Here is a 13,846-nt window from a genome sequence, read left to right on the forward strand (position 1 = left end):
AAGTTAAAATAACTCTTCAAAGATAAGATAATTTTTATGATAATTATCATATATTACAATGTATTAAACAAGGAAATTTGTTTCCTAGATAAAAAAATGGAATATGAATGAAAAGGGATGTTATCATTGTGGTAATCAGATAACAGCTTTTAATAGAATTAGCTTTGATTCTAAAGAGTTTTGTTGTAATGGATGTAAAACAGTATATGAAATTTTTTCGGACAATGATCTACAAAGTTACTATACTTTGCAGAGTCAGCCGGGTGCTAAAGTACAGCAGATAAACGGGAAATATGAGTTTTTAGATAACCCGGAAATAGTTAATAAGTTATTGGATTTTCAAGAATCTGATATTGCAATAGTTACTCTTTATATTCCGCACATTCATTGTAGTTCTTGTATCTGGATTTTAGAGAATTTAAATAAATTAGAACAAGGAGTTAGTAGAGTTGTGGTTAACTTTCCTAAAAAACAAGCCACCATAACGTATAATCCAAGTAAAATTTCTTTAAAAAACTTGGTCGTTTTACTACACAATATAGGATATCAACCTTATATTTCCTTAGAAAACTTTGATCAAAAACCACAAAAAGTGGATCGAAGTCTTATATACCGCATAGGTGTAGCTTTTTTTGCCTTTGGGAACGTTATGATGCTGTCTTTTCCGGAGTATTTTAATATCAATGATATATGGATGCAAGAGTACAAAGGGTTCTTTAGATGGTTGATTTTACTGATTTCTTTACCCGTTTTTTTTTATTGTGCTTATCCCTACCACAGCGCTGCATATAAAGGTATTAGAACCGGTAATTATACCATAGATATTCCGATGTCTTTAGGGATTATTGTGATGTTTATTCGTAGTACAGTGGATATTGTTTTTGACCTTGGGCCTGGTTTTTTTGATAGCATGACTATGTTGGTGTTTTTTATGCTATTAGGAAAACTTTTTCAACAAAGAAGTTATAATTTCTTATCCTTTGAAAGAGATTACAAAAGCTATTTTCCTATTGCTATTACAAAAATCAAAGACAACCAGCAAGAAGAACCTATTCAGGTCTATCAAATAAAAAAAGGCGATAGATTGTTGATTCGAAATCAAGAATTAATTCCCGTTGATGCCATTTTAATGAGTCCTAGTGCTTTTATAGATTACAGTTTTGTTACAGGGGAGGCCGTGGCGGTTGAAAAGCTTAGTGGAGATAAAGTTTTTGCTGGAGGTAAACAAGTAGGAGAGCCCATAGAGATTCAAGCTATAAATACGGTCTCCCAAAGTTACCTTACACAACTCTGGAGTAATGATGTTTTTCAAAAACAGGTTGATATTAAATACAAGACCATAACAGATACGATAAGTCATTATTTTACCCCCGTACTTTTATTGATCTCTATCTTGGCTTTAATTGGTTGGAGTTTTGTAAGTTGGAGTATAGCCTTTAATGTGGTAACTGCTATATTAATTGTCGCTTGTCCTTGTGCACTGGCTTTAAGTGCGCCTTTTACATTAGGAAACGCCATTCGAATTTTAGGAAAGAACAAATTTTATTTAAAAAATGCCACTGTAGTGGAACAAATGTCGAAAGTAGATACGGTTGTTTTTGATAAAACCGGAACTATTACAACAGGAAGTAATGCCATTATAGAATACCAAGGTGAGCCGCTTTGTTGGCAAGATCAAGTTCATATTAAAAGTATTGTCAGGGGATCAAATCACCCTTTATCAAGAAAATTATATAATTTTTTACAAGCCGATACCTTAACTAAGCCACAAGAGTTTGAAGAAATTGAAGGAAAAGGACTTATAGGTGTAATAAACGGACATCAATATGTAATTGGTTCTGCGTCTTTATTGTTGGATAAAAGTAAGCAAGAAACTAACAAAACTTGTGTTCATATTCAAATTGATCAACAGTACAAAGGGTGCTTTATATTTGAAAATCACTATCGAAAAGGGCTAGAGGATTTGTTTGGATTTTTAGATAAAAACCACTATTCTTTAATTGTTTTATCAGGAGATAATGATGGTGAATATCAGCAACTTAAAAAGATGTTGCCAAACTCTGTAAAACTGGTGTTTAACCAAAAACCAGAGCAGAAATTACAATATGTTAAAAAATTGCAAGATAAAAAACACAACGTGATGATGGTTGGAGATGGGTTAAATGATGCAGGAGCGCTGGCACAGAGTAATGTAGGTGTTTCTATTTCGGAAGATGTGAATGTTTTTACCCCCGCTAGCGATGCAATTTTAGATTCTACAAAATTTGAATTGATAGGTAAATATTTAATTTATTCAAAAATTTCTGTTAAAATTATAAAATTTAGTTATATATTAGCTTTAAGCTATAATGTGATAGGTATAACAGTTTCAATCTGTAATAAAATGTCTCCTTTGGTGGCTGCTATTTTAATGCCGATAAGTACCGTGAGTATTATAAGTTGTGTTAGTATATTGACCAATTATTTTGCAAAAAAAATTATTAGCACAAAGTAGATATAAATATTCGAAACTGACGATTATCATGTTTTAGGCCATTTTACTATCTTAATTTTGGACCATAAACTTTTAGACATGAGTGTTATATATTTCTTAATTTGTATCAGTGTGGTTGTAGCTGGAATTTTCTTATTCCTATTTATACGCTCTGTCAAAAGCGGACAATTTGACGATGCGTACACCCCATCTGTCAGAATGTTATTCGATGATGAATTACGTGATGAAAAGTCATCAAAATCGAAAAATAAGGACATTAGTAAAATAGTAAATAAAAAAGAAAATCAAATATAAACAACTATGGAAGTGCAACAATTTTATTATGACAACAAAATTGTAAAGAAATTTATCTACGCTTCGATCTTTTTCGGGGCAGTAGGTATGCTAGTGGGATTATTATTAGCAGTAATGTTTATAGCACCGAATTTAACCGATGGAATTCCTTGGTTAAGTTTTGGTAGACTTAGACCTTTACACACCAACGCGGTAATATTTGCCTTTGTTGGTAATGCTATTTTCGCTGGTATTTATTACTCTCTACAAAGGTTATGTAAGGCTAGAATGTACAGTGATTTTTTAACCAATCTTCACTTTTACGGATGGCAATTAATTTTAATCGGGGCTGTAATTACTCTGCCTTTAGGAATCACAACAAGTAAAGAATACGCCGAGTTAGAATGGCCAATAGATATTGCCATTGCTATTATTTGGGTCACATTTGGGGTGAATATGATCATGACTATTATAAAACGTCGTGAACGTCATATTTACGTAGCTATTTGGTTCTATTTAGCCACATTTGTAACCGTTGCGGTTCTTCATATTTTTAATTCCTTGGAGCTTCCTGTAAGTGCATTTAAGAGTTACTCGGTATACGCAGGTGTACAAGATGCTTTAGTTCAGTGGTGGTATGGGCACAATGCGGTAGCGTTTTTCTTAACTACACCATTTTTAGGATTAATGTATTACTTTTTACCCAAAGCGGCCAATAGACCAATTTATTCTTACCGCTTATCTATTATTCACTTTTGGTCGTTAATCTTTTTATATATCTGGGCTGGACCTCACCATTTATTATATACTGCTTTACCTGAATGGGCTCAGAACCTTGGAGTTGTGTTCTCTGTAATGTTAATTGCTCCTTCTTGGGGAGGTATGATAAACGGTCTTTTAACCCTGCGTGGAGCTTGGGATAAGGTACGAGTTGATCCAGTTTTAAAGTTCTTTGTTGTAGCCATTACAGGTTATGGTATGGCAACTTTTGAAGGACCAATGCTTTCTTTAAAGAACGTAAACGCTATTGCCCACTACACCGACTGGATTATTGCTCACGTTCACGTAGGAGCTTTAGCTTGGAATGGATTTTTAATCTTCGGTATGGTTTATTGGTTAATACCTAGAATGGCAAAAACCCAATTATATTCTACCGTTTTAGCCAACTTCCACTTTTGGATTGGAACTTTAGGGATTGTACTTTACTGTATTCCTCTTTATGTAGCGGGATTCTCACAACACTTAATGTGGAAAGAATTTAATCCAGATGGAACGTTAACTTACGGGAACTTTCTTGAGACTGTAACGGCTATTATGCCAATGTATGCTATGCGTGCAATTGGAGGAACTTTATACTTAATTGGGGTATTTACTTTAATATACAATATTTATAAAACAGTTAGAATTGGTCAACCAATTCAAGATGAACTTGCTGAGGCACCAGCCTTACAGAGTATTTCTGCTGGTAGATTAAAAGGAGAGCCTTGGCACTCTTGGTTAGAAAGAAGACCAGTACAGTTTACTGTTTTAACGACTTTAGCCATTTTAATTGGAGGTGCTATCGAGATTTTACCTACGATTTTTGTTAAGAGTAATATCTCGACCATTCAAAGTGTAAAACCTTACACTCCATTAGAGTTGGAGGGTAGAGATCTTTATATTAGAGAAGGTTGTGTTGGATGTCACTCGCAGATGATTCGTCCATTTAGATCCGAGGTTGAACGATATGGAGAATATTCAAAGAGTGGGGAGTTTGTTTATGATCATCCATTTTTATGGGGGTCTAAACGTACCGGACCTGATTTACAAAGGGTAGGTGGAAAATATTCAGACAACTGGCATTATAACCATATGTATGATCCACAAAGTACTTCACCGAATTCAATAATGCCGGGTTATAAGTGGTTGTTTGCTAACAAAGCCGCGAATTATTCCAATATTGAAACAAAAATGGAAGTATTAAGAACCCTTGGGGTACCTTATACAGATCAAGAGATTAGTCAGGCAAAAGAGTCGATAAAGGCTCAAAGTGAGCAAATTGCTCTAAACCTAGAGAAAGATCCAGATTATGTAAGTAGTATTCAAGAGAGCAAACAACGTGCCCAGGCTCGTGGAGAGGAATTTGTACCAATGAGTGAAAGAGAAATTGTAGCAATGATTGCCTACTTGCAACGACTTGGAACAGATATTAAAGAAAGAGTAGAAGAGTAATTTAATAAATGAATCGATATGTTAAAGTTTATTAAACACAATATGGAGACCATAGAAGGAGTGGAAATATTTCCGATCATTTCCTTAATTATTTTCTTCACCTTTTTTGTAGGGCTTTTCATATGGGTGGCAACCTATAAGAAAGAAACCATTGAAGAATTAAGCAATATGCCTTTTATGGATGATAACCAAAGCGATGTTGATTCTAATTCAAAAAAATCATGAAAAAGTTTTTTCCAGTATACGTAAGAGTACCTGTTATATTTGCGATATTTTTTATAGGCATTAACTTAATTATAGAGCCTGTTGATGGGAGGCCTGCTTTTATGGCTTATCCTTCGGTTCTAGTGTTAATTATCCTATTTGCTTTTGGACAAATAGCAGTAGAGGTAGTAAATAGCGCAACTAATAAGGTGTTAGATCGTTTGATGACTCCACAGGAGTTAGCCGAGCGTGAAAGAAAGCAAAATATACCATTCTCCGAGTTACCTTGGGTTAAGAAATTAATGCAAAAGTTAACAGGGGATCCAACTAAGAGTCAAGAACAAGGCCTTTTGTTAGATCACGATTACGATGGTATTAAAGAGTTGGATAATAATTTACCACCTTGGTGGGTGGGGCTTTTTTACGCCACTATTATCTTCTCTGTAATATACATACTTCGCTTTACCGTGTTTGGTGGTGATAATCAAATTGTAGAATTTGATAAAGAAATGGCTCAGGCAAAAGCGCAAGTGGAAGCCTACAATGCCACAGCGGGAGATCGTTTAACTGCAGAAATGGCAGTTTATTTAAACGATGAGTCTAATTTGGCTCAAGGAAAAATCTTATTCGATCAAAATTGTGTTGCTTGTCATAAAGTTGATGGTGGTGGATCCATAGGTCCAAACCTAACTGATGACCATTGGATATTGGGAGGTGGAGTTAAAAACATATTCCATACCATTTCAGAAGGGGGTAGACCAAATATGGGGATGATTCCTTGGAAGACAATGTTAAAACCAAAACAAATCGAACAATTAACCTCTTATGTGATTAGTTTAAATGGAACCAATCCAGTGGGAGCTAAAGAACCAGAGGGTGATATTGTTTGGTCTAAGGCAGATCTTGAGATTGAGCAGCAAGCGGGAGATCTACCAGAACAAGTGGATCATCAGGATATCGAACAAGCCATTGAACTGGCTAGTGAGACCGATGAGAACCAGGTAGATTAAGACTTTACAAAAGTTAGTTATAATAGGTTTAGGTTAGTTAAAATAGGAAGCTAGGTTTAAAGAAAAAATAAACTTAGCTCCTATTTACATAACACAAGGCTAACAAAATAGGTAAAGTCAATATTGTTATTAAGTACATTTTTAGTCCTAGACTGGCAAATAATATTTTAGTATAACAACTAAGTGGTTTAAAACTATTTAGTGACTTAAAAATTGTGAATATGAGCTTACAACAAGATGAGAGTTTTAGAGACTCGATTAATACCATCACCGAAGATGGAAAAAGGGCTTGGATATTTCCTAAAAAGCCTTCGGGAGCTTATTACAACAAACGTAAAATTGTAAGTTATGTTTTAATACTTGCACTTTTCGTTTTTCCATTTATAAAAGTAAATGGGAATCAGTTTTTTCTTTTTAATGTTATTGAACGAAAATTTAATATTTTAGGATTTCCTTTTTGGCCTCAGGATTTTTATCTAGTGGTTATTTCTCTGATAATAGGTGTTGTTTTTGTAACGTTATTTACAGTGTCTTTTGGACGTTTATTCTGTGGTTGGGTTTGTCCACAAACTATTTTCATGGAAATGGTTTTTAGACGAATCGAATACTGGATTGACGGGGATAGGGGTGCTCAAATGCGTTTAGCACGACAACCCTGGAATGCGGAGAAAGTTAAAAAAAGAGCTCTAAAATGGTTTATATTTTTCCTAATATCCTTTTTTATTGCAAATATTTTCCTGTCTTACATTATAAGTAGTGACGCTGTTATTCAAATGGTGCAAGAAGGACCTTTTAACCACCTTGGACGCTTTATTGGTCTTTTGATTTTTACGCTAGTATTCTTTATGGTCTTCACCTGGTTTAGAGAGCAAGTATGTGTAATTGCCTGTCCTTATGGAAGGTTGCAGGGTGTTTTATTGGATAATAAAAGTACGGTTGTAGCTTATGATTATGTTAGGGGAGAAGGTGAGAATGGTAGAGCTAAATTTAAAAAATCTCAAGATCGAACTGCTAGTGGCTTTGGGGATTGTGTGGATTGCCACCAGTGTGTTAATGTCTGCCCAACTGGTATAGATATTCGTAATGGAACCCAGTTGGAATGTGTGAATTGTACAGCTTGTATTGATGAATGTGACCATATGATGCGTGCGGTGAATTTACCAACGGGTTTGATTCGCTATGCTTCGGAGGATGAAATAGCCAAAGGGAAGAAATTTAAAATTACCGCTAGGCAAAAAGGATATATTGCTGTTTTAACTGTTTTAATTGGAGTTTTAGTAGGTTTACTATTCTTAAGAAGTGATTTAGAGGCTACTGTGCTTCGTGTAGCAGGGCAAGGATTCATCCATCAAAACGATAGTATAGGTAATATGTATAGTTATAAAGTGGTTAATAAAACAAGTCGTGATTTTAAAGACTTACATTTTGTTTTAGAGAAACCAAATCAAGGTAAAATTGAAGTAATAGGTAGTTCAATAATACATGTGGATAAGGATCAATATAGTCAAGGTGTGATGTTAATTAAAATACCTCAATATGTTTTAGAAAGCCACAAAACAAAGATACATTTAAGCCTTTATCAAAACGATACGTTAATACAACGTACCACTACCAACTTTTTAGGTCCAAGAGTTTTGGATTAACCAAATAAATAAAACAAGTATGAAATTTAATTTTGGAACAGGATTAGTTATAGCCATGGGTATTTTTATGATATTCATTTTGCAATATGTGTTACGAGTTCAGTTCGATAGTAAATATGACAATGAATTAGTAACTAAGGATTACTATCAGCAAGAACTGCAAATTGATGCCAAAGCGCAAAGGGAAACCAAAGCATTAAAATTAGAACATCCTTTGGTTATTAATCAATCTAGTGAAGGTATAGAGCTTGATTTTCCCCAAGAAATGGAAGCAAGTAAGCTAAAAGGTAAGATTTATTTCTATAGACCCTCGAATGAAAAACTTGATTTTGAGAAGGATATCTTAGTTTCATCCAATGCCAAAATGCAAATAGGTCAGCAAGAGTTAGTACAAGGTAGATGGGATGTTGTTGTAGAGTGGAGTTACAACGGACAAGAATATCGAAATAGTGAGAAGATTAATTGGAAACCATTTTAATATTTAAAATTTGCTTTTATCAGGTTTTGTTTTAGGATTAATTAGTTCTTTACACTGTATAGGTATGTGCGGGCCAATTGCAATGGTTTTACCTGTAAGTAGGACTAATCAGGCCAAACGAATCTTGCAAATCCTTACCTATCATGCCGGTAGGTTATTGACCTATAGTTTGATGGGTATTGTATTTGGACTTTTAGGGAAAGGTTTTTTTTTAGCAGGATTACAACAGCAAGTTTCCATTGTGGTGGGAATTATGATGATTCTCTATGTGTGTATTCCAACTAATAAGTTAGGGGCTTTAGGATTTTTAAAACCTGTTTTTTTATTTGTTAATCGCATAAAAAAAGCCCTTGGTCAACAGTTTAAAAACAAAAGTTATTCTGGTTTGTTTTTAATAGGATTTTTCAATGGATTTTTACCATGTGCTATGGTCTATGTTGCTTTATTTGCAGCATTAGCCACACAAGGAGTCTTTAAAGGAGCATTGTATATGTTTTTTTATGGACTGGGAACAATTCCTTTGTTAAGCGGCGTTGTTCTTTTAAGAAATATGTTTAGTGTTTCTTTTCGAAATGCTATCTTAAAATACTATCCAATTATCATCGTAATCTTTGGAATGTTATTTATTATAAGGGGGTTAGGCTTGGATATTTGGATGTTATCACCAAAAACGATAGATCTTTTTGTTAGAGAGAATCCCGTTTGTTAAACAGGTCAATTATTTTTATTTTTTTCTATATGTTTTTAAACCTTTTTTAGTTTTTTATTTTGAGGGGGTCAAAAAAAGAAATTTTTTAATTAGGTTTAAAGTTATCTTTAAAAAGTCAGCTGTAGTCTAGAAATTATAGTTGACTTTTTTAATATATAATAAATCAAGAAACACATGTGACTTTTGAGTTCTTTTTTGTCTAAAGGAAGATATTATGCTAAAGTTATGTTTGAGGAGTCTAGTATAGCTCTGGTTTTTTTACTGTTATGTTTGTTTGTTAGGCAGTAAAAATATTATAATATCATAAAAAAAAGGTGAACTATATAGTTCACCTTTTTGTTTTTATAATATTACTTTATAATTAGTTTTTGATTTTTTAAATAATCCACGGCTTGTCTGGATTCATTAAAAAGTAAATCTAAAATGCTTAGATTATTAATAAAGCCATGTTTTTGGTCAAAGACTTGGGTGTAAGGCTCAAATTCATTGGGATCCTTTTTTCCATCTGCTAGATAACGTAAGTCTAAAAGCTCTGGATTTGGTTGCTTTTGGAATTCTAAGGTTTTTTCATAATCTAAATTAATTCCCAGAGAATCACAAACAATTTGATGGGTATCTAAATTTAGATCTAGCATATATTTATAATGTTTTTCAAAAACGGCTCTAATATCATCTTCAAAATACTCAAAGAATGGCGAGGTTCTATAGGCAGCCTCTAAACTCTTAAAATGCTGTTTTTGCCAACCAAAGGCTTGTTCAATGACTGCATCTTTAAATAATCTACTTTGCCCGGTATGCTTAATTGGTATGGTAAGCATTTGTGTGGCGTTAGCGCTGTAAATATACATTCTATTTCGATTGGTTTGTTTTTGAAAATTGTCATTGGTCTCGAAATAGATTTTATCGCTCTGCATCATGGCTACGTAGGTGCTAATTGAGCCAAAGTAACATGGTTGAACAAGTATACTATCCATTGTATTTTTAAACTAGTTTTTAGAATTTTTTTTGTTTTTTCTGTTTCTATAGGTGGTATAACCAAAATAACCAACAAGTAGGATAATAAAGTAAGGGAAATAAGAGGTTTGTGGCCCGTTACCGTTTACAGTAGTAAATAAACGATCCCATCTAATTTTATCCAAGGCTTTTGACCAAGGGATGTTATGATCTAAACTCATCCAAATAAAAACAGGTTTACCCACAATATGATCTTCCGGTACAAATCCCCATATTCTACTATCTTCGGAGTTATCTCTATTATCTCCCATCATAAAGTAGTAATCTTGAAGGAAAGTATACGAATTAGCAGGTTTTTCATTAATGTAAATCACATTGTCTTTAACCTGTAGTTTGTTGTTCTCGTATACGGAAATAATTCTTTTATATACTGGTAGGTTTTCTAAATTTAGTTGAATTGTTTCTCCCTTTTTAGGAATATGCAAAGGACCCATGTTATTAGTGGTCCAGGTAGCTGAGTTGTGTGGGAACACATAGTTTGGATAAACCTGGTCAGGGAATCTCTCTACGTTTTTAACGGCGCTGAAACTTTTAATATAATCAACATCTTCTTGCGTTAAGGCCGTAAAACCTATCTTAGTACCATCTTGAGATAAGTATCCAAAAGGATCCGTTATATTTCTTTTTTTAACTAGGGATTGTAAGTCAAATCCACTACCATCTGTTGTAATTATATAGCTAAATTGAATTTTAGCTCTATCGTTTAAATCTAGTTTGTCTCCATTGATATAAACTAAACCCTCTTTAATTTGAATATCTTCTCCAGGAAGACCAACTGCTCTTTTAACGTAGTTTGTTTTCTTATCTATTGGTTTTATAACCCCAGGTCTAGGATCATTACTTTGTAGGCGGTAAACCGTATCGGTTGGCCAGTTAAAGACAACAATATCGTTTTTCTGAACTTTTTGAAAACCAGGTAATCTAAAATAAGGTAAACTTGGATTTTTAAAGTAAGAAGGTTTATTTGTAAAAGGAATTGTATCGTGAACCATTGGTAGAGCCACAGTTGTCATTGGTGTTCTTGGACCATAGTGAAATTTACTAACAAAAAGAAAGTCTCCAACTAATAGTGTTTTCTCTAAAGACGAAGAAGGAATAGTGTAGGGTTGAATCACATAACTATGGATAAGGGTAGCCACTATGATTGCAAACAATACAGAACTCACCGTTTCTCCGGTACTTGTTTTTGGTTTTAGATCGCGGTTATTTACATAACTTACATCTGTAAGGTAGTTAACATAGTAGATATAAAAACCAAAAGTACAAACCCCAAGGATGGTGTCTAAAGTAGAGTTTTTTCCAAAACTTCTTAAGGTTTCTACCCATATAACAGGAAACATAATAAGATTTACAATAGGTATAAAAAGAAGAATTACCCACCACCAAGGGCGGTTAATAATTTTCATTAATATTACCGCATTGTAAACGGGAATTATAGCTTGCCAAGGCTTAAAGCCGGCTTTTTGATACAGTTTCCATACTCCTAAAAAGTGGATGACTTGTATGGCTATAAATAGTAAAAACCACTGCATTATTGTCATAATAAGAATTTTTAGGGATTACTTTTTAATATTTAGTACGTCATTCATGGAGAAAATTCCTTTTTTACCCAGGATCCATTCAGCAGCTACAATAGCACCAAGAGCAAAACCTTCTCGGTTGTTGGCCGTATGTTTGATTTGGATTTGGTCTATTACAGAGTCGTAATTCACCACATGGGTTCCTGGAACATCAGCTTGTCTTATAGCATCAATTTGAATTTGATTTGACTCTGGTGTATCTAATGTCCATTCATTATATTGATTGGAGTTATTAATTATTCCTTGAGCTAATGTTATGGCCGTTCCACTTGGAGCATCTAATTTCTGAGTGTGGTGAATCTCCTGCATCGATACTTTATAGTCTGGCAAGTCTTTGATCATTTTTGCTAAATATGCATTGAGTTCAAAAAATATATTAACACCAATACTAAAATTTGAAGCATATAAAAAAGCACTATCTTTTTGCTTGGTATAATCTACAATTTGATCATAGTGCTCTAACCAGCCTGTTGTACCACTAATAACAGGGATATTTAAATCTAAAGCTGATTTGATATTTTCAACTGCTACTTTTGGCAGACTAAAATCTATGGCAACATCCGCGTTTTGTAAACCGTCAAACGAGGATTTACTGTCTTTTGTTAATACAATTTCATGCCCTCTTTCAAGAGCTATTTTTTGGATAATTTGGCCCATTTTACCATAGCCAAGTAAAGCAATTTTCATATGTTATTTTAGTTTTCAGATTGGTTGTTTTTTAAAAAGAGTATTGCACATTGATTGCATACTGCATTTGATTGGTAGGATTAAAGTTATTATTAAACTCAAATACGGGTTTAATAGTTAAATTTTCATTTACATTGAATTGCGATAAATGAGCATCCACATTGGCATCTACAATACTGAGAATATAAAATCCAATAGTTACCACAACCGATAAGTCACGGTTTTGTCTATAGAACTTTTGAGCATCTAATAACCGTTCATTATCTAATCCTCCAAAAGTTGGGTGATCTTTATCTACAATACCTTGGAGTCTTCTTTTATACTCATTTCTATAAGAGTTATATTGTCTTTGATTATCAGCCCATAAATATGCTGGGATACCAATACCTGCATAAACCAGAGGTACTTTCCAATAACTCTTATTATAAATTTGTCCTAAACCAGGTACAACACTAGTTAAAAATGCAGCGCGAGCTGGTGCTAAAGCATCGATTTGTTGGTTGTCCAAATCCTGCTTGGCTTCTTTTTTAGCTTTTTCTTTTTTCTCTTGAGCAAAGTTTTTTTGACTCCACAGACCAAAGAATAAGATAAGTATTAATAATTTACTTTTCACTAATTCTCTAAAAGTTTAATGATACGATTTAAATCCTCTTGTGAGGCGAAAGGTATAGAAATTTTTCCTTTTCCATCATTGGAAACCTTGATATCTACTTTAGTACCGAAAAAATTACCAAAAGATTTAGAAATGTGGCTTGGTACGCTAAAAGTATTAGCACTTTTTTTAGATTCTTTTTGCTCTTTTATCTCTTGGTTATCTGCCATGGCTTTAACCAAAGCTTCTGTATCTCTAACCGAGAGATTTTCTTTGATTATTTTATGGTAGATTTGGATTTGCGTATCTAAGTCTTCTACGTTAATAATTGCTCTTCCATGTCCCATGGAGATAAAACCATCACGCATACCGGTTTGAATTATTGGGTCTAAGCGCAAAAGACGTAAGTAATTGGCAATGGTAGATCTTTTCTTACCCACCTTTTTACTTACCTGTTCCTGGGTAAGATTAATCTCAGACATTAAACGCTGGTAGGACAATGCAATTTCAATTGGATCTAAATCATGACGTTGGATATTTTCCACCAATGCCATGGTAAGGGAATCATTGTCATTGGCTAACCTAATGTAAGCGGGTATTTTAGTTAAACCAATTAATTTAGAAGCCCTTAATCTTCTTTCTCCAGAAATTAATTGATACTTATTAAAATCTATTTTTCGAACTGTAATAGGCTGTATAAGACCCAATTCTTGAATACTGCTAGCTAATTCTTGTAGGGTTTCATCATTAAAATTAGTTCTAGGTTGAAAAGGATTTATTTCAATACTTTGAATATCTAGCTCGATAATATTACCTACTACCTTATCGGCATTTAAATCACTACTGGATTTAATGTCGTTATTTGGATCTTTTAATAGAGCCGATAAACCTCTTCCTAAAGCTTGTTTTTTTAATGCCTTTGCCATAATTACTTTATTAAGTCGACTTACT

Annotated in this window: 13 protein-coding genes; 8 read left to right on the forward strand and 5 right to left on the reverse strand. The window is 33.6% G+C overall.

Features of this window, described 5'->3' with window-relative positions:
* Positions 1 to 103: 103 nt before the first annotated feature.
* The 8 genes from ACYSNV_RS03210 to ACYSNV_RS03245 all read left to right on the forward strand — a co-directional run bounded on the left by ACYSNV_RS03210 (position 104) and on the right by ACYSNV_RS03245 (position 9,022).
* Entirely contained in the window at positions 104 to 2,494 is a 2,391-nt protein-coding gene (locus ACYSNV_RS03210) for a heavy metal translocating P-type ATPase (RefSeq protein WP_461761122.1), read from the forward strand.
* A 78-nt stretch (positions 2,495 to 2,572) separates the two neighbouring features.
* Positions 2,573 to 2,788 carry a cbb3-type cytochrome oxidase assembly protein CcoS gene (gene ccoS, locus ACYSNV_RS03215; protein WP_461761123.1) on the forward strand — a complete coding sequence of 72 codons (216 nt, stop codon included), beginning with the start codon at positions 2,573 to 2,575 and terminating at the stop codon, positions 2,786 to 2,788.
* 6 nt (positions 2,789 to 2,794) lie between these two features.
* Positions 2,795 to 4,978 (forward strand): cytochrome-c oxidase, cbb3-type subunit I, encoded by a 2,184-nt coding sequence (gene ccoN, locus ACYSNV_RS03220; protein WP_461761124.1) that lies wholly within the window; start codon positions 2,795 to 2,797, stop codon positions 4,976 to 4,978.
* Between the two features lie 18 nt (positions 4,979 to 4,996).
* On the forward strand, positions 4,997 to 5,203 hold the full coding sequence (locus ACYSNV_RS03225; RefSeq protein ID WP_461761125.1) for a CcoQ/FixQ family Cbb3-type cytochrome c oxidase assembly chaperone: 207 nt from the start codon (positions 4,997 to 4,999) through the stop codon (positions 5,201 to 5,203).
* Positions 5,200 to 6,192, forward strand: coding sequence for a cbb3-type cytochrome c oxidase N-terminal domain-containing protein (locus tag ACYSNV_RS03230; protein ID WP_461761126.1), 993 nt, complete (start codon positions 5,200 to 5,202; stop codon positions 6,190 to 6,192). Before ACYSNV_RS03225 ends, ACYSNV_RS03230 begins: the two co-directional genes overlap by 4 nt.
* 221 nt (positions 6,193 to 6,413) lie before the next feature.
* Positions 6,414 to 7,835 (forward strand): cytochrome c oxidase accessory protein CcoG, encoded by a 1,422-nt coding sequence (gene ccoG / locus ACYSNV_RS03235; protein ID WP_461761127.1) that lies wholly within the window; start codon positions 6,414 to 6,416, stop codon positions 7,833 to 7,835.
* A 19-nt stretch (positions 7,836 to 7,854) separates the two neighbouring features.
* Entirely contained in the window at positions 7,855 to 8,313 is a 459-nt protein-coding gene (locus ACYSNV_RS03240; protein ID WP_461761128.1) for a FixH family protein, read from the forward strand.
* A 10-nt stretch (positions 8,314 to 8,323) separates the two neighbouring features.
* Positions 8,324 to 9,022, forward strand: coding sequence for a sulfite exporter TauE/SafE family protein (locus ACYSNV_RS03245; RefSeq protein ID WP_461761129.1), 699 nt, complete (start codon positions 8,324 to 8,326; stop codon positions 9,020 to 9,022).
* 350 nt (positions 9,023 to 9,372) lie between these two features.
* On the opposite strand, the gene ACYSNV_RS03250 is transcribed toward ACYSNV_RS03245, so the two are convergent.
* From ACYSNV_RS03250 to ACYSNV_RS03270, 5 genes are read right to left on the reverse strand one after another with little or no spacing between them, the layout of a single operon-like run.
* Entirely contained in the window at positions 9,373 to 9,996 is a 624-nt protein-coding gene (locus tag ACYSNV_RS03250; RefSeq protein WP_461761130.1) for a WbqC family protein, read from the reverse strand.
* Positions 9,997 to 10,008: 12 nt separating this feature from the next.
* A complete protein-coding gene (gene lepB, locus ACYSNV_RS03255; RefSeq protein ID WP_461761131.1) occupies positions 10,009 to 11,577 on the reverse strand; it encodes a signal peptidase I in 1,569 nt (522 codons plus the stop codon).
* A gap of 18 nt (positions 11,578 to 11,595) precedes the next feature.
* Positions 11,596 to 12,303, reverse strand: a complete 708-nt coding sequence (dapB, locus tag ACYSNV_RS03260) for a 4-hydroxy-tetrahydrodipicolinate reductase (protein WP_461761132.1) — start codon at positions 12,301 to 12,303, stop codon at positions 11,596 to 11,598.
* A gap of 31 nt (positions 12,304 to 12,334) precedes the next feature.
* Positions 12,335 to 12,916, reverse strand: coding sequence for a DUF5683 domain-containing protein (locus ACYSNV_RS03265; RefSeq protein ID WP_461761133.1), 582 nt, complete (start codon positions 12,914 to 12,916; stop codon positions 12,335 to 12,337).
* Complete coding sequence (locus ACYSNV_RS03270; RefSeq protein WP_461761134.1) at positions 12,916 to 13,821, reverse strand: ParB/RepB/Spo0J family partition protein; 906 nt, start codon at positions 13,819 to 13,821, stop codon at positions 12,916 to 12,918. Before ACYSNV_RS03270 ends, ACYSNV_RS03265 begins: the two co-directional genes overlap by 1 nt.
* Positions 13,822 to 13,846 lie beyond the last annotated feature (25 nt).

Source organism: Myroides sp. LJL119, from assembly GCF_054871605.1.

What these genes read in the sequence shown, in the direction of transcription:
- ACYSNV_RS03210 (WP_461761122.1), top strand. Translation starts at nt 104, where the DNA reads ATGAATGAAAAGGGATGTTATCATTGTGGTAATCAGATAACAGCTTTT.
- ccoS (WP_461761123.1), top strand. Translation starts at nt 2,573, where the DNA reads ATGAGTGTTATATATTTCTTAATTTGTATCAGTGTGGTTGTAGCTGGA.
- ccoN (WP_461761124.1), top strand. Translation starts at nt 2,795, where the DNA reads ATGGAAGTGCAACAATTTTATTATGACAACAAAATTGTAAAGAAATTT.
- ACYSNV_RS03225 (WP_461761125.1), top strand. Translation starts at nt 4,997, where the DNA reads ATGTTAAAGTTTATTAAACACAATATGGAGACCATAGAAGGAGTGGAA.
- ACYSNV_RS03230 (WP_461761126.1), top strand. Translation starts at nt 5,200, where the DNA reads ATGAAAAAGTTTTTTCCAGTATACGTAAGAGTACCTGTTATATTTGCG.
- ccoG (WP_461761127.1), top strand. Translation starts at nt 6,414, where the DNA reads ATGAGCTTACAACAAGATGAGAGTTTTAGAGACTCGATTAATACCATC.
- ACYSNV_RS03240 (WP_461761128.1), top strand. Translation starts at nt 7,855, where the DNA reads ATGAAATTTAATTTTGGAACAGGATTAGTTATAGCCATGGGTATTTTT.
- ACYSNV_RS03250 (WP_461761130.1), bottom strand. Translation starts at nt 9,996, where the DNA reads ATGGATAGTATACTTGTTCAACCATGTTACTTTGGCTCAATTAGCACC.
- lepB (WP_461761131.1), bottom strand. Translation starts at nt 11,577, where the DNA reads ATGACAATAATGCAGTGGTTTTTACTATTTATAGCCATACAAGTCATC.
- dapB (WP_461761132.1), bottom strand. Translation starts at nt 12,303, where the DNA reads ATGAAAATTGCTTTACTTGGCTATGGTAAAATGGGCCAAATTATCCAA.
- ACYSNV_RS03270 (WP_461761134.1), bottom strand. Translation starts at nt 13,821, where the DNA reads ATGGCAAAGGCATTAAAAAAACAAGCTTTAGGAAGAGGTTTATCGGCT.